The organism is Kroppenstedtia sanguinis (assembly GCF_050433445.1).
GTDB lineage: Bacteria > Bacillota > Bacilli > Thermoactinomycetales > DSM-45169 > Kroppenstedtia > Kroppenstedtia sanguinis.
Map to the genome: position 1 here is coordinate 65,413 of NZ_JBNPXF010000004.1, position 22,646 is coordinate 88,058.

Annotated in this window: 20 protein-coding genes and 1 CRISPR repeat array; of the genes, 14 read left to right on the plus strand and 6 right to left on the minus strand. The window is 48.0% G+C overall.

Annotated features, from left to right (window positions below):
• The first annotated feature begins 226 nt into the window (after positions 1-226).
• From JOD24_RS03750 to JOD24_RS03775, 6 genes are all read left to right on the plus strand, one after another.
• Positions 227-709: an immunity protein YezG family protein gene (locus tag JOD24_RS03750; protein ID WP_380163547.1), complete on the plus strand. Its 483-nt coding sequence runs from the start codon at positions 227-229 to the stop codon at positions 707-709.
• A 1,123-nt stretch (positions 710-1,832) separates the two neighbouring features.
• Entirely contained in the window at positions 1,833-2,297 is a 465-nt protein-coding gene (locus JOD24_RS03755) for an SMI1/KNR4 family protein (RefSeq protein ID WP_429246370.1), read from the plus strand.
• Between the two features lie 464 nt (positions 2,298-2,761).
• Positions 2,762-3,661, plus strand: a complete 900-nt coding sequence (locus JOD24_RS03760) for an SMI1/KNR4 family protein (RefSeq protein ID WP_380163553.1) — start codon at positions 2,762-2,764, stop codon at positions 3,659-3,661.
• Positions 3,662-4,035: 374 nt separating this feature from the next.
• Positions 4,036-5,000: a CRISPR direct-repeat array (repeat unit 29 nt; unit sequence GTTTTAGATGAACGTAGTGGGATATAAAG).
• Between the two features lie 187 nt (positions 5,001-5,187).
• Positions 5,188-5,634 carry an SMI1/KNR4 family protein gene (locus tag JOD24_RS03765; protein WP_380163555.1) on the plus strand — a complete coding sequence of 149 codons (447 nt, stop codon included), beginning with the start codon at positions 5,188-5,190 and terminating at the stop codon, positions 5,632-5,634.
• Positions 5,635-5,908: 274 nt separating this feature from the next.
• On the plus strand, positions 5,909-6,382 hold the full coding sequence (locus tag JOD24_RS03770) for an immunity protein YezG family protein (RefSeq protein WP_380163557.1): 474 nt from the start codon (positions 5,909-5,911) through the stop codon (positions 6,380-6,382).
• 269 nt (positions 6,383-6,651) lie between these two features.
• Positions 6,652-8,301 (plus strand): FAD-binding dehydrogenase, encoded by a 1,650-nt coding sequence (locus JOD24_RS03775; protein ID WP_429246371.1) that lies wholly within the window; start codon positions 6,652-6,654, stop codon positions 8,299-8,301.
• A gap of 47 nt (positions 8,302-8,348) precedes the next feature.
• On the opposite strand, the gene JOD24_RS03780 is transcribed toward JOD24_RS03775, so the two are convergent.
• A complete protein-coding gene (locus JOD24_RS03780; RefSeq protein ID WP_429246372.1) occupies positions 8,349-9,356 on the minus strand; it encodes a glycosyltransferase in 1,008 nt (335 codons plus the stop codon).
• A 291-nt stretch (positions 9,357-9,647) separates the two neighbouring features.
• On the opposite strand from JOD24_RS03780, the gene JOD24_RS03785 reads away from it, so the two are divergent.
• The 7 genes from JOD24_RS03785 (at position 9,648) to obgE (ending at position 14,589) form a co-directional block, all read left to right on the plus strand.
• Complete coding sequence (locus JOD24_RS03785) at positions 9,648-10,469, plus strand: peptidoglycan DD-metalloendopeptidase family protein (protein WP_380163563.1); 822 nt, start codon at positions 9,648-9,650, stop codon at positions 10,467-10,469.
• Entirely contained in the window at positions 10,462-11,325 is an 864-nt protein-coding gene (locus JOD24_RS03790; RefSeq protein ID WP_380163565.1) for a M50 family metallopeptidase, read from the plus strand. The genes JOD24_RS03785 and JOD24_RS03790 overlap by 8 nt, the downstream gene beginning before the upstream one ends.
• A gap of 167 nt (positions 11,326-11,492) precedes the next feature.
• Positions 11,493-11,804, plus strand: a complete 312-nt coding sequence (gene rplU, locus JOD24_RS03795) for a 50S ribosomal protein L21 (RefSeq protein WP_429246373.1) — start codon at positions 11,493-11,495, stop codon at positions 11,802-11,804.
• Between the two features lie 10 nt (positions 11,805-11,814).
• On the plus strand, positions 11,815-12,153 hold the full coding sequence (locus tag JOD24_RS03800) for a ribosomal-processing cysteine protease Prp (RefSeq protein ID WP_380163569.1): 339 nt from the start codon (positions 11,815-11,817) through the stop codon (positions 12,151-12,153).
• A 26-nt stretch (positions 12,154-12,179) separates the two neighbouring features.
• The gene (gene rpmA, locus JOD24_RS03805) at positions 12,180-12,482 is read left to right on the plus strand and encodes a 50S ribosomal protein L27 (protein ID WP_380163571.1); all 303 of its coding nucleotides are present in this window, start codon (positions 12,180-12,182) and stop codon (positions 12,480-12,482) included.
• Between the two features lie 211 nt (positions 12,483-12,693).
• Positions 12,694-13,296 (plus strand): Spo0B domain-containing protein, encoded by a 603-nt coding sequence (locus JOD24_RS03810; protein ID WP_429246374.1) that lies wholly within the window; start codon positions 12,694-12,696, stop codon positions 13,294-13,296.
• Between the two features lie 15 nt (positions 13,297-13,311).
• Positions 13,312-14,589, plus strand: coding sequence for a GTPase ObgE (gene obgE, locus JOD24_RS03815; RefSeq protein ID WP_380163575.1), 1,278 nt, complete (start codon positions 13,312-13,314; stop codon positions 14,587-14,589).
• Positions 14,590-14,670: 81 nt separating this feature from the next.
• Here the strand turns inward: obgE and JOD24_RS03820 are convergent, their stop codons facing one another.
• The 5 genes from JOD24_RS03820 to JOD24_RS03840 all read right to left on the minus strand — a co-directional run bounded on the left by JOD24_RS03820 (position 14,671) and on the right by JOD24_RS03840 (position 20,502).
• Positions 14,671-15,159, minus strand: coding sequence for a DUF2798 domain-containing protein (locus tag JOD24_RS03820; RefSeq protein ID WP_380163577.1), 489 nt, complete (start codon positions 15,157-15,159; stop codon positions 14,671-14,673).
• A 490-nt stretch (positions 15,160-15,649) separates the two neighbouring features.
• The gene (locus JOD24_RS03825) at positions 15,650-15,856 is read right to left on the minus strand and encodes a hypothetical protein (RefSeq protein WP_380163579.1); all 207 of its coding nucleotides are present in this window, start codon (positions 15,854-15,856) and stop codon (positions 15,650-15,652) included.
• Between the two features lie 200 nt (positions 15,857-16,056).
• The gene (putP, locus tag JOD24_RS03830; RefSeq protein ID WP_429246375.1) at positions 16,057-17,523 is read right to left on the minus strand and encodes a sodium/proline symporter PutP; all 1,467 of its coding nucleotides are present in this window, start codon (positions 17,521-17,523) and stop codon (positions 16,057-16,059) included.
• 229 nt (positions 17,524-17,752) lie between these two features.
• Entirely contained in the window at positions 17,753-19,300 is a 1,548-nt protein-coding gene (gene pruA / locus JOD24_RS03835; RefSeq protein WP_380163583.1) for an L-glutamate gamma-semialdehyde dehydrogenase, read from the minus strand.
• 287 nt (positions 19,301-19,587) lie between these two features.
• Positions 19,588-20,502 carry a proline dehydrogenase family protein gene (locus tag JOD24_RS03840; protein ID WP_380163585.1) on the minus strand — a complete coding sequence of 305 codons (915 nt, stop codon included), beginning with the start codon at positions 20,500-20,502 and terminating at the stop codon, positions 19,588-19,590.
• Between the two features lie 506 nt (positions 20,503-21,008).
• Here JOD24_RS03840 and JOD24_RS03845 point away from each other — a divergent pair.
• A complete protein-coding gene (locus tag JOD24_RS03845; RefSeq protein ID WP_380163587.1) occupies positions 21,009-22,631 on the plus strand; it encodes a sigma-54 interaction domain-containing protein in 1,623 nt (540 codons plus the stop codon).
• Positions 22,632-22,646 lie beyond the last annotated feature (15 nt).

A 22,646-nucleotide genomic window follows, 5' to 3' on the forward strand; every position in this document is an offset into this window, starting at 1 on the left:
TATTTTGGGTTGCAAATAGGGTCGGGATGGTGGGACTTTGATTCGCCTTTGCGCTCTTTGCAAGAGATCGTAGCCGTCCCACCATCCCTGTCCCCTCAAGCGATATTTTACGATGGGGACAATGGGAGAGCGAAAGGATCATTTCGTTCCCATCATCCATTTTTGTGGTTAATCAACAGCCCTGGGGAAGATGATATGCTTTTAAATGCTCCAGGGGGGTAATCTAATGTTGGATGACACCAAAGTGGGTGCGATATATCAACAGTTTGCTCAAACGGTGATTGACATGATTCCAGAGGAATGGGAAAAGGTGTATGTTTATGGGGAGATGGAAGAAGATGGTGGGTGTATCGACTTTTATTACTACCCGAAGACAGGGAGGGAACCCGTACACAAGCTTGCCATTTCGGAATTGTTTGAAGTAGATGAGGCAGAGTTTAAACAATTAAATCGCCAACTGTTTCCTTGCCTAAGGGACTTGTGGAACCAGTATAAAGAAAGCGGACAAGAGTTGTGGTCAACTCTCACAATGATCATCAATCAAGGTAAGTTTAAGATTGAGTTTGGTTATGAAGATTTGTCGGAAGTGAGTTCTTTCGAAAGAAGATTAGCTTGGAGATATCATCGGCTTGGCCTGGTTCCAAAGGGGAGTTATTCCCGAAAAGTATTAGACGAGTATTTGAAGAAGAACGAAAGTGAACAGGAGTGATGAAAGATTCTTTCTCCAAACGATGGATTGGGTAACAGTGAGGAGAGCCTCAAGCAGGTAGCAGAATTGGAACATTTCCCGTCACAAACCTCCCGACTGGGTCGGGAGGTTTGTTTGGATGTTTCTTCTTCTTTACACCGTTTCCATCGCATTTTGTTATGATCGAACAGAGGTGATCCAATTCCAATTCCAATTCCCATACCTTTTGATCACCCCCGAGACTATGATTTGTTCTTTCCCCTCAATTTCTTCCTTTTCAATTTCTCCTCTTTTAATATCTTTTCCCTCAACTTGCCGATTACATCAAAGTTGAACCAAAAAAATGGCGGAATTATTGAACAAAAAAGCATGAAGATGGTTCCCGATATTTCTGAAAAAGTTGTTTTTCCGGTTACCGTTATTAATAACAGGATGATCAACACGATGGAAAGTATACTGAGCATATCATTGATAAAGTATGTTCCCGGAGAAGAAATGTCGTATTTACTCATCCATTTTAAAAGAAGATATACAAAATAGATATGTACCGCTGATAAGATAAATGCAACACCGAAATCTTTTTGAAGAAACAATTCGGCAGTGTGTGGAAAATAGATGACTAAAATAAAAAACAAAAAATATTGCACCGGTTTTATAACATAGATCAAATTTGTATACCTCCCTTTCTTTTTTCATCCATCGGGTGTGTGAAAGCAGCCCGGAACGAAGAATAGCACAGGTATGCGTTTTTCGTCCAGTTTGAAAATGATTCGCTAACACATCTTCAACGTTAGTTCCGGACTTTCGTAGAGATACTGCCACTATTTCGATTATAATCACTCCCAATTCACGTCACCTCCAAAGGCTGCACTCTTGCTCCGCCATGTCCCGCTATAAACAGGGGTTACGCGGCATGGGGGTTCGCTTTTTTTCGATGGTGAGTTGGGCGGAACGGGGAGGCCCCTTGGCTGACGGACATGGCAACTCGGTTCCCCGCTTTCACATTGTATGAGGGACAGATCCCGGAAAGGTTTCTCTTAAGCCCCTATTCGAATTTGGACCTTACGAAATAAATAGGGTGGCAGGGTTCTAGTGCAGGTAAATACCATCTGAGTCCACTCACTCATTTAAAGGAGAGAAAAACATGGTCGAAATAAATTGGATTGAAAATGCGGAGATCGATAAAGTTTCTGACGAAGAGTTAGCTCAAATAGAGAGGCAACTTGGTGTTAAGTTCCCATCGAATTTCATCTCATTTTGCGAACGATATGATGCACCACTGGAGTACGTTCTTATAGATGATGTAAACGGTGATACTAACGAGCTATCTGGATTTTATACCTTGAAAATGGTTGCAGAAGAGGTCAATTACATTTACACCCAAGATGAAGATTTGAAAGATATAGATGGGATCGTTGTTCCCTTTGCATTTGATTCAGTTATTAGTCAGTACTTCTTTTTTTACAAAAAAGACAATCTAGAAGAACCCGCAGGAATCTTTTTTAGGAATACAGATGATAGCTTTAACGAGGCTTTAGATGAAAATCGATATATAAGTAAAACATTTCAGGAATTGTTGGAGAAGCTTTATATAGGAGAAGACATCTAAGTGAAAGAAGCTTAGCATGGGAGTAAAACTATCTTGGACTTGTTCCAAAAGATAGTTATGCCAAAAAGGTATTGGACGAGTATTTGAAGAAGAAAGAGAGTAAACAGGAGCGATGAAAGTGGCTTTCCCTAAAAGAGAAAGCCACAAGTGGGTAGCAGAATTGGAACTGTCATATACTATCATCACTTTAAATTGCATAGCCTTGTTCGCTTGTCCATCGAGCATGATAAAGGGAGTCATTTGAAATGTCATGTTCAACATCTCCTTCATAGATGTGTTACCCGATCTTTCGGGCTTGGTTTTATTGCAGAGTACAATAGTGACAGGTATTGTCATAGATTCGAAACTGTTAGTGGCGGTTAACCTGGGTCATTTTTGGCCAAGGTCTTTTGGTATATTGACAAGAGAGGTTGATACAAAAACAAATTTTTTCACCGTTATTTATGTCAGCAGGGTAGCTGCTTATGGACCCATGTAAAAATAGGAAAGCAGGGGGGATTCCCGTAACATATCGGACTATGCCGCTATTTCACAATCCTAATGAAGCCTATGGACCTCAATTGACGGATGATAAGGTTCGTCAAGCCGAGAAAATTCTGGGGGTGAAACTGCCTGCACCCTATGTTGATACGTTAAAATTTTGTAATGGGGGTAAGCTGCGCCGAAATTCTTGTCCAACAGAGGAACCCACCAGTTGGGCAGAAGACCATGTCCAATTAATTGACCTGATGGGGATTGGATATGAGGGCGGTATTGAGAATGATGGGCAATATTACATACAGGAATGGGGTTATCCTCACCCTAGCGTTTGTATTTCCTGTATCGATGGGCATACCGCTGTGCTTTTGGATTATCGTGATCTTCCAGATGGAGAAGAACCACCCGTCGTATTCGTTGATATGGAAGCCGGCGAAGAAGAAGGAGAGGTTACCCTATTGGCCCCGGATTTTCAGTCCTTTGTGGATCAACTGGTAGCAAGTGAAACTAGGTATGTGGTAGGCTATCCGGTTTCCTATGATGCAAAACGTATTCAGCAGGCGGTAAAAGGCCTGGGAGATGTCACTCATAAACGATACGAGGCAGCAGACGGCGTGATGGACTGGGTTATTGTCCAGTTAAAAGGAATCCGGGGATACGAAAATGAACAGGCTAAAATTATGTTCCACTCCAATAAACCTACCAACTACCCTGAAATAGAGTGCTCTTTGGTCGCTGAATTGGAAGTGGAAGATCGGGTGTCAGAATCGGTGATCGATAACTTGAATCAGCGAGTGAGGCACACTTTTGGATGTGACGGTATTCGAATTTACAAACCCCATCGCTGGCAATCGTATCTTTGTGATTTCGCTGAAGAAGATGTATGATACCCATGATTTTGCGGAATCTATAGTTTGTAAATAACTGAGGGAATATTTAATATGAACTCAGAACTCTGTGTTTGCAGGAGTGATGGGGGAAGGAAGATGAACTTAGTGCATGCACGAGTTGGATTAATCAAAAAAGGTAGTATTCGGTGGAGAGAAGGGGTTTAACGATCTGCTACTTTAAAGGGAAACTGCAGTAAGCCTCTGACAAAGCGAAAATCGCCAAAGTCTGCATCAAATAAGGGCCCACAGCATATTTTCGTAAGCTTTCAAAAAAAGGACTTCCACTTTACTGCAAATCATGAAAGATAAGATAGGATTGAGTCCACGAAAATGCCCGTTAGGACTGGGATTGTTGTTTTCTGATTTAAGGGGTTTTAGATGAACGTAGTGGGATATAAAGGAGAAATACTATGGAAAATGGAGGGCGACAGAGAAAGAGTTTTAGATGAACGTAGTGGGATATAAAGGTGCAAGGATCGACACCACAATTCCGATGAAGACATTTGTTTTAGATGAACGTAGTGGGATATAAAGAGCAGATTGTACTTCAACAACAACACTCTTTTGTTTTTCGTTTTAGATGAACGTAGTGGGATATAAAGTTTGGAGAAACGTCCGATCTGGATCGTGCCTTGTCAATTGTTTTAGATGAACGTAGTGGGATATAAAGGAGGATCCATTTCAAAATGGATACGAGGGCGCACTTATAGTTTTAGATGAACGTAGTGGGATATAAAGGCCCGCAATCATCGCAAATACAGCGGGAATCGTAGTGGGTTTTAGATGAACGTAGTGGGATATAAAGCTGGCAGCGGGCCCTACGCAAGAAGGGGGTCCTCCGTTTTAGATGAACGTAGTGGGATATAAAGAAGAAGAAAGTAAAGCGAAAGCTGGCGGTGTTACCGCGTTTTAGATGAACGTAGTGGGATATAAAGGAGCCTGTTGTGCCTCCGTACTCTTCAGGATATCGTCGTTTTAGATGAACGTAGTGGGATATAAAGGAAGAAGGGTTAAGGAAAACATCCGAAACCCGATATCGTTTTAGATGAACGTAGTGGGATATAAAGAAAGGATGAAGGATGGGTGGGAGGAGAAAACGAGGGTGTGTTTTAGATGAACGTAGTGGGATATAAAGCCTGACGATTGACCGCGATGGTCAGCCATTCTTGAAGCGTTTTAGATGAACGTAGTGGGATATAAAGAACGAAAAATTTGTATGGTTGCCGTCCCGTTTGCGATCGTTTTAGATGAACGTAGTGGGATATAAAGGGAGGATGCGCTGAATACTGATTGTTCCCTGATTGAAGGTTTTAGATGAACGTAGTGGGATATAAAGAAAGTTTCCGCTGCATCCCGAAGGGTCAATATAAAGGCCTTTTTGAATGCGTCGACCCGGATCTGACAGGCGGCACTGACTCGTGAACTTATGCCCTTGTTCTAAAAATCTTTTTGGGATGGGAGTTTTAGGTAGGTAAGTGGTATGTGTGTTGCGTTTTCAAGGTAGGATTACAGGAGGAATCAAGATGGATGATGAAGGCAAGTTAAAAGAGGCAATTGTTAAATTGATGGAAAGAGATCCCGATGCTCATTTCACGGGAGGAGTGGATGTAAATAAGATCTTACAAGCGGAAAAGGCATTAGATGTATCTTTTCCAGAAAGTTATAAGTGGTTTTTGAGGGATTATGGTTATGGTGGAGTAACGGGTGTTGAGATCTATGGTATAGATTTGGGTCATCCCCCTTCTGTTATTGAGTATACTCTTGATTGCAGAAGGAATGGTTTACCAAATTCTTATGTAGTAATTAACGATGTGGATGAATGGATTTATTGTCTGGATACCAGCAAGATGAAGGATGGAGAATGTCCTGTAGTCGATTGGGATATTCGGGGAGAGGGTTATAAGGAAATAGACAATTTTTATTATTTCTTAATTGATCAATTTGAAAATGCGATTGAAAATTTGATTTAGGCTTTTATTCTTTTGGGCGATTCGTGCGGGTGTTTGCTTCTTTTCCATAGTGTTGGGGCCGAAGGATTCCCAAAGCCTGCACAAACGATAGACTTTCTTGTGATTGATCACCAAACCCTCTTTGCAGAAGAACGGTCAACTTTTGGTATCCGTATGAAAACCCGGGTCCCGGAACCTAATATATCGAGGATTCTCAGCGCCCAAGCAAGTTTGAAATAAGATACAAGAACAGATGAACAGACGAGGAATTCCCGGGAGGATAATCAAATGCTGAATGATGAAAAAGTGGGTCATATGTATTAACAAATTGCAAACGGTGATTGATATGATACTTGAGGAATGGGACAAGGTGTATGTTTATGGGAAAGTGGAGGAAGAAAGACAGGGTTCTTTCTTTTTCTACTACCCTGTATCAAGTAAAGAGCCTGTGTATAGCTTGGATATTCCAGAGTTGTACGAGGTGGATGAAGAAGAGTTTGACCAATTAAAGGATCAACTGTATGAACATCTTGAAACTTTGTGGAACGAGTATAAACGAAGCGGAGAAGAGTTGTGGTCTACTCTCACTATGATGATGGAGCGGGACAAGTTTAAGATTGAGTTTGGTTATGAGGACTTGTCTGCACCTGAAACCGATTATTATGAAAGAAGCTTAGCATGGGAGTATAACTATCTTGGACTTGTTCCAAAAGATAGTTATGCCAAAAAGGTATTGGACGAGTATTTGAAGAAGAATGAGAGTAAATAGGAGCGATGAAAGTGGCTTTCCCTAAAAGAGAAAAGCCACAAGTGAATAGCAGAATTAGAACTGTCATTTACCATCATCACTTTAAACCTCCCGCTTCCCTTCATATTGGAGCGGGAGGTTTACTGCTTTTGTTGTGTTTGGTTATGTTACAGTAAAGATGAGGTCCTGCCAATGGGTAATCAGGAGTACAATTTCGTTATTCAGAACTGCATAGCGGAATGATTTTTCGCAATTAACAAACATATTCTTCTTATCGAGAAGGTGATCATGTGGATGTGATTGTGGTGGGAGCGGGAATTGCGGGTCTGGTCGCTACGGCGGAATTGGCGGATGCAGGGAAGAAAGTACTGCTTTTGGATCAAGAACCGGAAAGCTCCCTCGGAGGTCAGGCCTGGTGGTCCTTTGGCGGTCTGTTTCTGGTGGATTCTCCAGAGCAACGGCGGATGGGGATCAGGGATTCCAGGGAATTGGCGTGGCAGGATTGGTTGGGGACAGCGGGGTTTGATCGGGAAGAGGATGAAGATGTCTGGGGCAGAAAATGGGCGGAAGCCTATGTGGACTTTGCCGCTGGAGAGAAGCGCGCCTGGCTACGTAGCATGGGAATTCGCTTTTTTCCGGTGGTGGGTTGGGCGGAACGGGGTGGGCCCTTGGCTGACGGACATGGAAACTCGGTGCCCCGCTTTCACATCGTGTGGGGGACAGGTCCCGGCATTGTGGCTCCATTTGAAGAGCGTGTGCGGGAACATATCAAAAAGGGTCAGGTGGATTATCGGCCTCGCCATCGTGTGAAGCAGTTGATTAAAAATAATGGTGCGGTGGTGGGAGTGAGCGGCTCCGTCTTGGTGCCGAGTTCAGCGGCACGAGGCGAAAAAAGCTCCGATGAAGAGATTGCTTCCTTTGAATACAGGGGAGAAGCGGTGCTGGTTTCCAGTGGGGGAATCGGTGGCAACCACGATCTAGTCCGTGAGCATTGGCCGAAGTGGTTGGGAAAACCTCCAAAGCAAATGGTTTCCGGTGTACCAGCACATGTCGATGGACGGATGCTTGCTATCACCGAAGCCGCCGGTGGGCGGATTGTAAACCGGGATCGCATGTGGCATTACACGGAGGGACTGAAAAACTGGAACCCCATCTGGGAAAATCATGGGATACGGATTCTCCCAGGACCTTCTTCCTTTTGGTTGGATGCACGGGGAAGGCGTTTTTCGGCACCTAATTTCCCTGGATTTGACACCTTGAGCACTTTGAAAGCAATCCGAGAGACGGGCTACGACTATTCGTGGTTTATATTGACGCAAAAGGTGATTGAAAAGGAGTTTGCTCTCTCCGGTTCAGAGCAGAATCCGGATTTAACCGGTAAAAGTATAAAACAAGTGTTAGGTCGAGTTTTGCCGGGAGCCCCTGGGCCGGTTAAAGCTTTTATGGAGGAGGGGGAGGATTTTGTCATTGCTGATACCTTGGCTGAATTGGTCTCGGGGATGAATCGGCTCACAGGTGAGGATTTATTGGATCTGGAGGAGATAGAAAGACAAATACAGGCACGGGACCGCGAAATGGACAATAAATTTACCAAGGATCTTCAAATCACGGCCCTCCGTGGAGCACGTCATTATCTGGGGGATAAATGGGTTCGCGTGGCCGCTCCCCATCAAATGCTGGATCCAAAAAACGGCCCTCTGATCGCTGTTCGCTTAAATATCCTCAGTCGAAAAACCCTGGGAGGATTGCAGACGGATTTGTCCGGGAGGGTGTTGGATGTTCAAGGGAAGCCCGTTCCGGGACTTTATGCAGCCGGCGAAGTCTCGGGTTTTGGCGGGGGAGGCGTTCATGGGTATCGCTCTCTCGAAGGGACATTCCTGGGTGGATGTCTCTTTACAGGAAGAGTGGCAGGCCGTGCCATCTCGGAAGAACTGGGCTAGAGCATGATCCTATAAATGGCTGAAGAGTCACTTCCTTGCGTCAAGGGCTATGAGAGTGGGTGAGCAGGGGAGCACTGGTTGTATACGCGAATCATCTGTGGAACCACTTGACTGACATCATGTACTCTTACCGTATATACTCGTCCGATTTTACCTAAGCGACGCCGTTCATTGGGATGAGATAATAGCCAGTCTAGCTTTTCTATGATCGTGTCCGGGTTTGCCGACAGAATCGGAAAATCGCGGGGAAAGGTGCTTTGGAGATCTTCGCGGATATAACTGATCACCGGTTTACCCAGAGCCATCGCTTCCATCGCCAGAATTCCATGTGTCCCAATCAACAACTGGTCCACAATGATATCCGCTTGTCGGTAAATTTGAAGCGCTTGTGTGTGGGGCATATTTTGGACCATGCGAAAAGTGAAATGGTGTTTTTTCTTTAACTCGTGGACCGCTTTTTCGATATAGGAGGTACCTTTCAAGGAAGGGATGGAAGGTGCGTGGACCACGAGGGGAACCCGTTTGTGCGGATCGGGATATAGGGGCCGATACTTTTTTGTCTCGATCATGCGAGGGATGACGTGTACCTTTTTGTAAAATCTTTTGGCGTGTTCATAAAGTTCATAATCTGGAACGATTGCATCCTCAATGGCCGCTGAAATCCGTTGGAGGTGTTTCACCATTTCCGTTTCCGTTTGATGGTGCGGATGGATGATTTGAATCCATGGGTTTTTCTGTTTGGCGAGAGATAACAGACGTACATCGTTTCCGCAGTGTCGCATCAATACTTTTTTCTTGTTTTGAGCGAGGATATTTAGATCACTGAGGTCCTTAAACATGGTTTTTCCCCAGTAATAATGAAAGATGTCAAAGCGGCCCCAGTTTTGTCGGAACCACTGGGGCATTTTTTCAAGGCGAAGATAACCCTGCAACGGATATTTAAATTTGCTTTGGTTATAAATCAGCTGTTCCGTGTGGTAACCTCGACGATTCAATTCACGAGCCAGCAGATTTCCTTGCCCGGCGATGTCTACTGGAGCTATTAAAATACGCATAAGCAATCTCCTATCCTATTTAACATATTCAGTACATCTTATGTTCTGCTTTTCGCCCCGGTGTGGATATCGATAGAAATAGGGCGTGGAGGATCTCTGCGAGTTTGTGTTCTATTTCGCTTCGGTGCAGAAGTGAGGACAGGCTTCAGTGACTCGATTTGTCACCCTCTTCGGATCTGTCACATCCTTAACGAGCGCTCGTAAGACTTCTTTGGAGACAAGACCCTGATTCGTCAGGGTTTTTCCTTTTGCATAACCTGGTGAGACAAGTCATAGGATGTACCAAAACCGATGTGGAAAAGAGGGGCGGTGAATCCCATGATGGAATGGTCCCGGGGCATCAGCAAAAGGCGACAGGACCGGATCCGGGCGATCAGGGAAGGAAAAGAGCTTCCCAGAGGCGGGAGTGGTTCACGTTACCGGAGTCAACCGATGCTCTCCAAAAAAGACCCGGAGGGCAAATGGGACGAGCTTCCCTGGAACCGTCCTGGGGTGTGGGAGAAAGAGGAGAGAAAGAAGAGGAAAGACAGCCGATTGTTGATTCAGACCTTTTTTGCATTTTTTCTGATGACAGGGGCTTGGTTGATCTTTCAATCGGATACCCCCTCAGCCAGACAGGCTCAAGTCTTCATTTCTGAGGTGATGAACCGGGATTATAACTTTCAGAGCGTGGCTCGTTGGTATGAGGAGAACATCGGCGGAGCCCCGGCGATTCTGCCTGCCTTTCGGGAAGATGCGGGGAAGAAAGAGAAAAAACCTTTATCTTGGGTGGCTCCGGTGAAGGGCAGCCTCGTCCAGCCCTTTAAAAAAGGAGAGCGGGGAGTGGTGATCCGCACCGAAACCGGGGCACCGGTGGTTGCTGCGGCACAAGGGTGGGTGGTGGAGACTGGAGAGCGGGAAGGGCTGGGGAAAACCGTGATCCTTCGCCATGCCGATGGCAAAGAGACTTGGTATGGATGGCTAAAAGAGATTCAGGTGAAGAAAAAAGATTGGGTACAACCGCGTCAGCTGGTGGGGGAAGTGGGAGGGCGAGGGGGGGATCCTCTACTCTTTTTCGCTCTCAGACAGGGAGGCGATTTTGTCAACCCCACGGGGGTGGTCGCCTTTGAGTAGGTTTCTCTTTCTGCAAGGACTTCGGATCCGGATCCATAGTCTGTTCTGGTTGGTGATCTTCACTTCAGTGGTGACAGGCCAATTTCTGGAGGTGATCACCCTCTTTGTCTTGGTGCTGATCCATGAACTGGGACATGTGACTGTGGCTCATTCCTATGGTTGGCGGATGTCCGGGATTCAGTTGCTTCCCTTCGGAGGTGTGGCCCATACAGAAGAATGGGGAACGGTACCGGCCCGGGAAGAGGTAGCGGTCGCCTTGGCGGGTCCTTTTCATAATGTCATGATGGTTCTTTTTGGATACGTCTTTTTTCAGATGGGCTGGTGGTCAGAGGAGTGGATGCAATATTTTGTGCAGGGAAACACCTTGATGGCAGGTTTTAACCTGTTGCCGATCTATCCCTTGGACGGGGGCAGAATCTTACAGGCTTTGCTCAGTTATCGCTTCTCTTACCGGCGGACACTGACCCTGAGTCTGACTTGTAGTCTGACAGGGGCTTGTCTGATCCTGCTGTGGAGTGTGTGGGGCGGGAGTTGGAATCTCAATCTCTGCGTGATCGCGCTGTTTTTGTTATACTCCAGTGGAATCGCGTTTAAACAGCGGGATTATCAATATATGCGCTTTTTGATGAAACGGAGTGAATCCACGGTCTCTGCCCAGGCTCGGATCGTCCGCTTACAGGTCAACCATGATGAAACCTTGGTATCGGTGCTGAAACGATTGCAAAAGGAGGCCTACCATGTGGTAATGGTGCGGGATTCCCAAGGGGGGTGGTCTCCTCTTCCAGAAGAGGTGCTGTTTCGCAGCTTCTTTCATGAGAAGAAACCGGACTGTCGCATGGGAGACCTGATTGCATAGGCTACATTGACAATCCAGAGGGGCTATGTTACGATTTCCTTTGTGCAATATGCGCATAGGTACTTACTCCCCCGGAGTAGCTGTACCGCACGGGATGGGTATCGGCAGGAAGGGGATTTTTCCCCACCCAAATCCGGCGAGTCTTCACAGGAGAAGGAGGTTCCGGGATGTATGCATTGATCGAGACCGGTGGCAAACAATATCGCGTCCAAGAAGGACAAGCGATTTACATTGAAAAGCTGACCGCCGCTGAAGGTGAAACCGTCACTTTTGACAAAGTACTTCTCGTCAACAAGGAAGAGGGGACTGTAGTCGGCACTCCCGTAGTGGATGGAGCCAAAGTGACCGGTAAAGTGGAAAAACACGGTAAGGGAAAAAAGGTGACCGTGTTCAAATTCAAACCAAAAAAGAACTATAAGCGGAAACAGGGACATCGCCAACCCTTTACCAAAGTGGTCATCGAGAAGATCGAGGCCTGATTCTCACCACATGATACGGATTTCCTTGTATCGTGACGAGATAGGTGACTTGGAGCGAGTCATCCTTCAAGGGCACGCCGGTTTCGGGGAAGCTGGAGAGGATCTGGTTTGTGCAGCGGTGTCCGGGATCGCAGTCGGTCTGACCAACGCTTCGGAAACCCTCCTCGGGGTGCAAATCCATTCGGATGATGTCAACCAAGAGGAGGGGGGCTACCTGGAGTGCCGGATCCCGGGCGGTCTGATGCCTGAAACACGGCAGAGAGTCAGTTTCCTTCTGGAAGCGATGACAGCTGCTCTCCAATCGGTGGCGGATGAATATCCCGCTTATATTCAAATTCAAGAACGTTAAATCTCATTTGAAGGAGGTGGACATCCATGCTGAAAATGAACTTGCAGTTTTTCGCCCAGAAAAAAGGGGTCGGTTCCACCAAAAACGGCCGGGACAGCATTGCCAAACGCCTGGGCGTGAAGCGCGGTGACGGTCAATTGGTGAGTGCCGGTAGCATCCTGGTCCGGCAACGGGGAACCAAGATCTATCCTGGAATCGGTGTGGGCCGTGGCGGCGATGACACCCTCTTCGCCAAAGTGGAAGGCGTTGTGAAATTTGAACGGATGGGTCGTGATCGCAAGCGGGTCAGCGTTTACCCGCAAGCAGAATTGGCTCAGGTCGAAGCCTGATGTGTGTGTCGAGAATCCCTGGCTGAATCGCCGGGGTTTTTTCATGGGCAAAAATCGATTACCATAGACAGAAAAGACGGGAGAGGGTTTTGTGCCGAAAGGGTTCTCTTTTGGATTGCAGATAGCTTTCCTGGCGATGGGGGTCCTCCTTTTATCCGTGTATTCTGGGGATTGGCGAGTAGGTTTGGCGTTAGGAGTGGGATGGCTCCTTGTGGCGGCTGGTTGGATGAGAACTTGGATGCGCCGGTTGGAAAAGCAGGATCGGGAGCGGTCGGTCCGGGAACAGTTGAAACTGTTAAGCTGGCAACGTCATGATTGGCTGAATCACCTCCAGGTCTTGATGGGATTTACCAGCTTGAATAAACCGGAGCGAATGTCCTCTTATCTGCAAGAACTGGTCCACCGATTGGAAATCGAACGCGTCACCTCCCAGGTGGAACCTCCCCAGTTGGCTTTAAGGCTTGCCTTGTTGAGGCGGGATCATCCTGAGTGGCAGTGGGTGCTGGAGGTGGAAGAAGGACTGGGGCCGCTGAAGGAGAAGGCCGCAGATCAAATCGGATGGATTCTGGAAGCGACGGCGGTTTGGCTGAAACCATTTGCAGAAGAGCAGGGTGAAGTGAGGGAATTATATCTTCAGCTCTCCCAGAATCCGGAAGGATGGCTGTTGCGATTCCGACCAGAGGGAGAAGAGAAATATCCCACGGGTGAATGGCAGCAGCTTCGGGAAAAGATAAAAGCATACGGGGGAGAAGCGATGCTTGGGGATTCCGGAAGGTTTTTCGACATCCAGGTACCCAGTGGCAGAAATACATAACAGGCGGTGGGGAGCATGTTTGTAGACAAGGTGAAAGTGTTTGTCAAAGGGGGCGATGGTGGGAATGGCATGGTCGCCTTTCGACGGGAAAAGTACGAGCCTTGCGGCGGTCCCGCCGGTGGGGATGGTGGTCGGGGCGGAGATGTGGTGTTCCAAGTGGATGAAGGCCTACGGACACTGATGGATTTCCGTTATCGAAAACAATTTAAAGCCGATCGGGGAGAACATGGACGTTCCAAAAGTCAGCATGGAAAAGGGGCAGAATCCTTGGTGGTGAAGGTTCCCCCAGGAACGGTCGTCATTGATGCGGATCGCGGCGAGAGGATCGCTGACTTGACCCGCCAGGGCCAGACAGCGGTGATCGCCTCAGGCGGACGGGGGGGACGGGGAAATATCCGGTTTTCCACCTCTAAAAATCCAGCCCCCCATGTAGCGGAAAATGGAGAACCTGGTGTGGAGCGATGGGTTGAACTGGAGTTGAAACTCTTGGCCGATGCAGGGTTGGTGGGCTATCCCAGTGTGGGGAAATCCACTTTGCTGTCGGCGGTGTCTGCAGCCCGACCCAAGATCGGTGATTATCATTTTACCACGATCCACCCCAACCTAGGTGTAGTGGAAACGGAGGATGGCCGCAGTTTTGTTATGGCGGACCTGCCGGGTCTGATCGAAGGCGCCCATACAGGAGTGGGCTTGGGTCACCAGTTCTTGCGTCATGTGGAACGAACCCGGTTGTTGATCCATGTAGTGGATATGGCGGGTTCCGAGGGGAGAGATCCCTACGAAGACTGGTTGCAAATCAATGAAGAGCTGACACTGTATCGAAAAGAGCTGGCGGATCGACCGCAAATCGTCGTCGCCAACAAGATGGATCTGCCTGAAGCAGAGGAGCATCTGCAGCGGTTTAAAAATGCTACCGCCGGGAAAGTTCCTATCTTTCCAGTCTCCTCTGCCACCCGTGAGGGCTTGCGGGAGCTTCTATTTGCGGTGGCGGATCGTTTGGATGAACTCCCCGATGAGCCCCAGGAAGAAGAGGAGCTGGAAGAACGGAAAATTTACCGGAGTCCCGCCGCTGAGGAAGCCTTCCAAGTTCGCAGAGAGAATGAACTCTTTGTCGTGGAGGGAGCCAGGGTCGAAAAGTTGGTCAAAATGACCAATTTCCAGTACGATGAATCGATCCGCCGCTTCGCACACACCTTGAAGCGGATGGGAGTTGATGATGCGCTCCGGAAAAAAGGGGCCAAGGAAGGAGACACCATCCGGATCGGAGAGATGGAGTTCGATTTTCAGGATTAAGAAAGCCACCGGGCGAATTTTCGCCGGGTGGCTTTTTGGCGCATTTATCATTGTGGTCCAGGTTATGGAGGGGGCTGCTTTCTAACTTTCCACACTGGGTTTAGATTGGATAAGCTTAGTAAATACAAAACGGACGAGGGGTCCCATAATCAAGATTTGCAAAGGCCATGCCAGCACCAGGTTTTTACCAAAAATCGAGTTATAATCAGTCATGATTGAATGGGAAGGAGATCCAGTGTGAAAGTTCGTTGTAATTACACCGTACATCGACATAAAAAATGCCATTCCAATCACCATGCATGTGGAGATGGCCAGGATGGTATATAATTGATTTGTTGTATGAGCAGTGAACTTCAACGCTATTTTTTTAGCGATTGGCCCAACTATAAGCAGATCAAGTATAAACGCAATAATAAATCCAATGAAAAAATCTGATGTTATTTCTGTGAAGGACAGTTCCCCCATCGCCTCATTGAGGTAAAAGTTATAAATCGTTATCACCAATACCATTCCAAAACACATCATGAAACCAAATTGGAAGCTCTCTTTCTTCGTTGTTGGCAAGATCATCATCCCTTCTTGGACTGTTTTTCATTATAGGAGAGCAGGCGTGTTGATTAGCCATATTTTAGGTAGGAAATCAGGTCGGGATGGTGGGACGGTGGAGAGCCTTTGCGCTCTTTGCAAGAGATCGTAGCCGTCCCACCATCCCCGTCCCCTCAAGCGATATTTTACTATGGGGGTAATAGGAAGAGCGAAAGGTCAATTTCGTTTCCGCCACCCATTTCCTGGTTAATCAACAGCCCTGATAGGAGAGTAAAAATATCCTCGTAAGTGAACCTTTTGTGAACGTTGATTATTGAGTGATTCATTCATTTTAGTCTTACTCTAATAGAAAGAAACTCCCACCTTGACAGGTGGGAGAGGTTCATTACATGCTGGCGGCAAGAATGAAGGAAAACAATACTAACAGGACCACCAACACAATTCCGATAAAAAAGAGCCCGGCTCCCCAAAGGGTCCACAGACGTTGCACTCGTTTAAAGTGATCCACACTTTCCTAATTTTTGGCTTTCCAGGCCCACTCATTGCCCTTGGCTCCTAGGACAAAAATCATAACGATATTGACGATGGGGATCAGGCCTAACAGTGAGATCCAGACTTGGTTTCCGATTCCCCAGATCCAGCTGAGGAAAAAAGCGCCCCAGTTCCATTTTTTAATCTCTGCGGGAACTTCTTCGGCATAGGTTTCGATTCTTTCTTCCATGTTGCAATCTCCTTACTGTCATTTAGTGAATTAGCAGAACAAACCAACTCTGCCAAAAGTGCATTAAGCTATGTTTAGTTTACAATTATTCATTATCGACAGTAAAGTCCTTTTTTTTCACTCAGAGGGGATTTTTGAATTTTACCTTGTCATGGAGGGATACCTCCTGCAGCAGTCCCATCATGATCACGAACCCAAGCTTAAGACTTCACCTGTTGAATCGCTTGCTCAAACTCCGCATTCATCTCCGTAGCTGGTTTTTTCGTTAGCAGACTGACGAGGATGATGGCGATGGTGGAGGCGATAAATCCGGGAATCATCTCGTAGATCTCTTTGACGGCATCGATATTGGACCAGATGATCACCGTGGTCGCGCCGACGATCATGCCTGCCAGTGCGCCCCATTTGTTCATGCGCTTCCAATAAAGGCTCAGCAATACCATCGGTCCAAAGGCGGAGCCGAATCCGGCCCAAGCGTAACCCACCAGATTTAAGATCGTTTCATTGGGATTGAAAGCCAGGTAGAGAGCGATCAGGGCCACTCCTAGCAAAGAGAGACGACCGACCAGAACTAGCTCTCTGTCCGAGGCGGAGCGGCGAAGAAAGGCACGGTAGAAGTCCTGAGTCAATGCACTAGCCGTCACTAGCAATTGGGAGGAGATGGTGCTCATGATCGCCGCCATGATTGCTGCCAGCAGGAAGCCCGTGATCAAGGGGTGGAACAGGATCTTAGCAAGCATGATGAAGACAGTCTCCGGATTTTCCAAAGTTATGTGTTCTTGATGGAAGTAAGCGATGCCGATGAGACCGGTGAACATCGCTCCCCCGACGGAGAAGATCATCCAGCCCATGCCGATGCGGCGGGCTTTTGACATCTCTTTGACGGAGGTGATCGCCATAAAACGAACGATAATATGAGGCTGACCAAAGTAACCCAATCCCCAAGCTAACAGAGAGAAGATGCCGATTGCGCTCGTACCTTTGAAAGCATCCATCAAGGCGGGATCGATGGAGCGAATTTCGCTGAAGGTGGCACTCATTCCACCGGTTTGGGTGAGTACTACGATCGGGACCAGGACCAAGGCGAGAAACATGATGGTTCCCTGGACAAAGTCGGTCCAGCTGACAGCGAGAAAACCGCCAAATAGGGTGTACAGGATGACAACTCCTGCAGTGAGCCAGATCCCCCACAGATAATCCATGCCGAAGGCACTTTTGAACAATTCGCCACCGGCAACCATTCCCGAGGAGGTGTAGAATGTAAAAAAGATGAAGATTACCAGTGCTGATACAATCCGCAGCAGTCGGGTGTGATCTTTGAAACGATTTTCCAAATAGTCCGGGATGGTAATCGCGTTGTTGGCGATCTCCGTGTAGGTCCGCAGACGTGGAGCAACAAAGAGCCAGTTGAGCCAGGCACCGATGGTCAATCCGACTGCGATCCAGCCACTGCTCAACCCGGAGGCGTACATCGCACCTGGAAGGCCCATCAGCAACCATCCGCTCATATCCGATGCCCCGGCGCTCAATGCGGTCACAGCGGGTCCCAGGTTTCGTCCTCCCAGCATGTAATCAGATAAGTCTGAAGTCCTTCTGTACGCGTAGTAACCAATGGATAACATGACTATCAAATAGATGCCGATGGAAATAAAAACAGCAGACTCCATGAGGTCCCCTCCTAAATTATTCAGAATATAACGCCATTTTACAACAATCATCAAGCGGATGCAGCCTGTATCACGGGAGTGTTGATTATCCATATTTTACGGTGGGGGCAATGGGAAGAGCGAAAGGGTCGTTTCATTCCTATCATCCATTTTAGGGTTCATCAACAGCCCTGCTTGTATCTATTTTACGGACGGCAATCTCCTGAGCAGAGACTACCGTCCGCTATTTTTACAACATTTGACTGATGGTTTTAGCTTGCATATGGAGAATCAAGTAGTCCGGCCCGCCAGCTTTTGAATCGGTTCCTGACATTTTGAATCCGCCAAAGGGTTGGTATCCTACAATCGCACCGGTGCAGTTGCGATTGAAGTACAGGTTCCCCACTTGGAAGTCACGCTTGGCACGCTCGATGTGCTCCGCGTTGCGGGAGATGACTGCTCCGGTCAAGCCGTATTCGGTGTTGTTGGCGATTTCAATCGCTTCATCAAAGTCCTTGGCTTTGCAGAAGGCGACCACTGGACCGAAAATCTCTTCCTGCATGATGCGGGCTTGAGGGTCCACGTCAGCAAAGATCGTGGGCTGAATGAAATAACCTTTGGAATCATCCGCTTCCCCGCCGGTCACCAGTCGCCCTTCCTTTTTGCCGATAGCAATGTAACCGGTGATTTTGTCATAAGCCTTCTGATTGATGACAGGTCCCATATAATTCTGGTGGGAGCGGGGGTCGCCGACGGTCAACTCCTTCACCCGCTGGGCCACCTTTTCCAACACCTCATCGTAAACATCCTCATGCACGACCGCACGGGAGCCGGCGGAACATTTCTGTCCGGAGAAGCCGAAGGCGGAAGTGGTGATCGCTTCAGCTGCAATGTCAAGGTCCGCCTCCCGGTCTACAACCACGGTATCTTTCCCGCCCATTTCGATGATGATGCGCTTCAGATGGGTCTGACCTTCATGGACGACGGATCCCCGTTGGTAAATGCGGGTTCCCACGGCTCGGGAACCGGTGAAGGTGATCAGTGCGGTTTTTGGATGGTCCACCAGATATTCGCCGACCTCCACTGGGTCTCCGGGAACAAAGTTGACTACGCCCTTAGGAATTCCGGCTTCTTCCAGTACTTCGACAAATTTGGCGGCGATTACCGGAGTCGATTCTGCCGGTTTCAGCAACACGGTGTTTCCGGTAACCAGGGGAGCGACTGTGGTTCCCACCATGATTGCACAAGCGAAGTTCCACGGGGGGATTACCACGCTGACACCCGTCGGGGTGTAGATGTAGCTGTTCAGTTCCCCTTCCCGACTGTTGACCGGCTTCCCGTCTTTCAGCTCCAGCATTTGGCGGGCATAGTATTCCATAAAATCGATCGCTTCAGCCGTATCGGCATCGGCTTCTTTCCAGGGTTTCCCGGCTTCTTTCACCAACAGAGCGGAAAACTCATGTTTGCGACGGCGAAGGATGGCGGCGGCACGGAAGAGAATCTCCACACGGGCGGCGGGGTCCCATTTCCTCCAGCTTTCAAAGGCTTCCAAGGCGGCGTCCATGGCTTGGTCAGCCAGCGCTTGGTTGGCTTTGGAGACGTTGCCGATGATTTCTTCCTTATTTGCCGGGTTGACAGAGACTAGCTTCTCTTCAGTGGTGATCCGTTCGCCACCGATGATGAGTGGGTAGTCCAGACCCAAGGTGGCTTCAGCCTGGCTTAATGCTGCTTCCATGGTCCGACGGTTCTCCTCTTTGGAAAAGTCGGTGAAGGGTTCATGCTTATAAGTAGTAGCCATAATGTATCTCCTCTCCTCATCTGAATCTCAATACTAATTAGAAGCAAGAAATATGCCATAAGCCTGATAGGTAGATGTAAAGAAGGAGAGATGGGTGTGGCCGCCTGAGTTCCTTTTAGCCATCGGACACGTACCGGTCTCTCCTGGGTCAGATAGGACGTCGTTCTTCGTCTGGAACAATCTCTCGCCGTGACGCTGTCGGAGTGCGGTGGACAGGTGGTTTTACAAAAATGTCAAGGGTATTCGCGGATATTAACAATATTGTAGAATGAATGATTCCACATTCCTTACTTGGAAAAGAGACCTTTCAGGGCGAAGGAGACATTTTGCGGTCGTTCGGCCAACCGACGCATGAAATAACCGAACCAGTCATTTCCGTAAGGCACATAGACTCGCATGGTGTATCCTTCTTTCGCCAATTGGAGCTGCAATTCATTCCGGAAACCGTATAACATCTGAAATTCAAATTGATCCCGGGGAATTTGTTTCTTCTCTGCAAACGCTTTCACCTGAGCGATGATTTGATGGTCATGGGAAGCGATTGCAGTATAGCTACCACTGGTGAGGTGCTCCTGGATGATCTTTAGATAGTTTTCGTCTACCTTGGTCTTGTCTTGATACGCCACCTCGGGAGATTCCTTGTAAGCCCCTTTTACCAGGCGTAGGGGAACTCCTTGCAGATCCTGCACATCTTGCATAGAACGGTGCAGATAAGCCTGAATCACCGTTCCTACTTGATCGTAATCCTTGCGAAGCTCTTTGAGCAAGTCCAAGGTGATTTGGCAATGGGCGTAATCCTCCATGTCAATCCGCACAAAATTGTTGTGTTTTTGGGCGGTATCCAGGATTTTACGCATATTGTCGAGACAGAATTGATCATCGATGTCCAAACCCAGTTGAGTCAATTTCAGAGAGAGGTTGGAGCGGACCCCAAACTGGGCGATCGCCTCCAGGGTATCGATGCAGTACTGGGTGGATTCGGCGGCTTCCTCTCGGCTGGAAACAAACTCTCCCAAGTGGTCTATGGTGCATACGAGTCCCTTTTCATTCAGGGACCGGACTGTCTTCATGGCACTTTCGATACTTTCCCCAGCCACGACTTGGGCAGCTCCGAATTTCAGGCCCCATTTTCGGGCGGCTCGATTGAGGGCTTTATTTTGAGAGGCGAATAGAAAGAAATTTTTTGAGATGGATTCTATCATGGTCTTTCCCCCTCAACTGTAATAGATCAGTTCTTCCCTTTTCAAGGGTAATTATCATGCAATGTTCATGCCAATTCAGACTTTCTTTCGGACCTCTATCTGTTCCCTGCAACTACGGATCTCTTGTAAAAGGGCTAGGCGCTTTACTGCATCACCCTCTTCCTCCTCCAAATCGAAAGACCCCTAACGGCGGGTGCGGCGTTTCCTCCATCCTTAGAAACCTTGTGAAACCCATCGATTGGAGGGTCGGGATGGGGTTTCAATTTCGGCGTCGTAGTTCTGGCGATCTAAAATCGCTTCATGTGAAACCTCCCTGTGATGATCTTTTCATCCTGTTTCTAGATGGCCTCTCTCTAAGATTCTACGCGGGATACGGAATAACGTCGCATGGACAGTACACGACTTTCTTTCAACGCCTATTTTCTGGTTATCGACAGTCCTAATCTATTTTATTTTACACAACAGGGCCAAGGGGGGGGCTGGAGTAGAAGCCCAAGGATGTTTAGATGAATACAAAAGTGTATTATGATATACAAAAGTGTAAACAGGAAGAAGGGATGAAATTGCAACCCGTTTCTCTGCTTCCCTTGGCGTCACCTTGGAAGAAAATATTTGACCCGGCTGGTATGAAGAGAATTCCTGAGGATTCTACACTGGCCGACCTGGATGAATCGGCTTTAGGCAAGGATCTGGCACTGCAGGATCGAGAGGGTGGGTTTGTCGGATGGATTCCCGCGCAGAAGATCACACAGGTTTTATGGAAACAGTGGAATACCTGTCGCACCTACTATGAAACCCTGCTGGAAACCGCCGATGATGCGATTACTGTTGTGGATGGAAAAGGAAATATCGTTTCCTGGAATCATCGATCAGAGGCGATTTTTGGCTATTCCCGGGAACAAATCCTGGGCAGGCCAATCACTGATTTTTTTGAGCAGGAGGCTCTGGAGGTGATGTCGGTGTTGACTGGGGGAAAAGGGGGGAAAGGGGTCTTCCGCAAATACCATCACCCCAGTCCCCACGTATATTCGCTGATCAATGCTATGCCGGTGGTGATGAATCACCGAGTGATCGGTGGGATTTCCGTGGAAAGAGATATCACGGATGTGGTCCGGCTGAATGATGAATTGTCCACGACAACAGCATATATTCGAGATCTGGAGAAACAGTTCGACGAGCAGAAGGCGGAGGATCCTTTTCACAAAATTAAAGGGAGGGGTGAAGCGATTCGTCACGCCATTCAGCTGGCGAGAAAAGTGGCATCAACGGAGGCTTCGGTCTTGATCACCGGGGAAAGCGGTGTGGGCAAGGAATTGTTTGCAAGTGCGATCCATAAGGCAGGTTCTCGGAGAGAGGGGCCTTTTATCGATATCAACTGTGGTGCTATTCCCGCCCCCCTCTTTGAAAGTGAACTATTCGGTTATGAGCGGGGGGCATTTACCGGAGCGAACCGGGAGGGGAAAAAGGGAAAGTTGGATGCCGCCAAGGGGGGATCCCTGTTCTTGGATGAAATTGGGGAGATGCCCTTGGATCTGCAAGTGAAGTTGTTGCGAGTTTTGCAGGAGAAGCAATATTATCGGGTGGGCGGCACGGAGCCGATTTCCTTGGATGTTCGGATTATCGCCGCTACCCATCGGGATCTGGAGAAGATGATTGAGGCGGGGCGATTCAGAGAAGACCTGTACTATCGGCTCCATGTGGTCTCCATCCGCATTCCTCCTTTACGTGAACGAATGGAGGATATCCCGGAGTTGATCCAGCTTTGTCTGAACGAGTTTTCCATTAAATATTCCAAGCCGGTTCCTGAGCTCGACCCTGAGGTGATGTATCGCTTGGTGAATCATGACTGGCCAGGGAATGTGAGGCAGTTGCGCAACCTGATGGAACGGATCATGATCTTGATGGATGGAGAGGCGATTCAGCCTCATCATTTGCCGAGCAACTTTACAAAGGTGAAAGAGAGTAGTACCACAAGCTCCCCGTCCCCTCGCTCTGTGGCTGGTGACAGTGAAGAGATGCGGATTCGAAATGCTTTGACCACTACCTACGGGAATAAAACCGCCGCCGCCCAACTGCTCGGGATCTCCAGAGCCACATTATATAATAAATTACGAAAGTACCATTTGTGAATCGCTAAAAAACCA

Bases quoted from the DNA above. Each gene is read 5' to 3' on its own strand.
- JOD24_RS03845 (WP_380163587.1), top strand. From the start codon at position 21,009: ATGAATACAAAAGTGTATTATGATATACAAAAGTGTAAACAGGAAGAA.
- JOD24_RS03770 (WP_380163557.1), top strand. From the start codon at position 5,909: ATGATGAAAAAGTGGGTCATATGTATTAACAAATTGCAAACGGTGATT.
- putP (WP_429246375.1), bottom strand. From the start codon at position 17,523: ATGGAGTCTGCTGTTTTTATTTCCATCGGCATCTATTTGATAGTCATG.
- JOD24_RS03760 (WP_380163553.1), top strand. From the start codon at position 2,762: ATGGACCCATGTAAAAATAGGAAAGCAGGGGGGATTCCCGTAACATAT.
- rplU (WP_429246373.1), top strand. From the start codon at position 11,493: ATGTATGCATTGATCGAGACCGGTGGCAAACAATATCGCGTCCAAGAA.
- JOD24_RS03825 (WP_380163579.1), bottom strand. From the start codon at position 15,856: ATGGAAGAAAGAATCGAAACCTATGCCGAAGAAGTTCCCGCAGAGATT.
- JOD24_RS03765 (WP_380163555.1), top strand. From the start codon at position 5,188: ATGGATGATGAAGGCAAGTTAAAAGAGGCAATTGTTAAATTGATGGAA.
- JOD24_RS03755 (WP_429246370.1), top strand. From the start codon at position 1,833: ATGGTCGAAATAAATTGGATTGAAAATGCGGAGATCGATAAAGTTTCT.
- JOD24_RS03750 (WP_380163547.1), top strand. From the start codon at position 227: ATGTTGGATGACACCAAAGTGGGTGCGATATATCAACAGTTTGCTCAA.
- JOD24_RS03840 (WP_380163585.1), bottom strand. From the start codon at position 20,502: ATGATAGAATCCATCTCAAAAAATTTCTTTCTATTCGCCTCTCAAAAT.
- obgE (WP_380163575.1), top strand. From the start codon at position 13,312: ATGTTTGTAGACAAGGTGAAAGTGTTTGTCAAAGGGGGCGATGGTGGG.
- JOD24_RS03800 (WP_380163569.1), top strand. From the start codon at position 11,815: ATGATACGGATTTCCTTGTATCGTGACGAGATAGGTGACTTGGAGCGA.
- JOD24_RS03785 (WP_380163563.1), top strand. From the start codon at position 9,648: ATGTGGAAAAGAGGGGCGGTGAATCCCATGATGGAATGGTCCCGGGGC.
- JOD24_RS03820 (WP_380163577.1), bottom strand. From the start codon at position 15,159: ATGATCTTGCCAACAACGAAGAAAGAGAGCTTCCAATTTGGTTTCATG.
- JOD24_RS03780 (WP_429246372.1), bottom strand. From the start codon at position 9,356: ATGCGTATTTTAATAGCTCCAGTAGACATCGCCGGGCAAGGAAATCTG.
- rpmA (WP_380163571.1), top strand. From the start codon at position 12,180: ATGCTGAAAATGAACTTGCAGTTTTTCGCCCAGAAAAAAGGGGTCGGT.
- pruA (WP_380163583.1), bottom strand. From the start codon at position 19,300: ATGGCTACTACTTATAAGCATGAACCCTTCACCGACTTTTCCAAAGAG.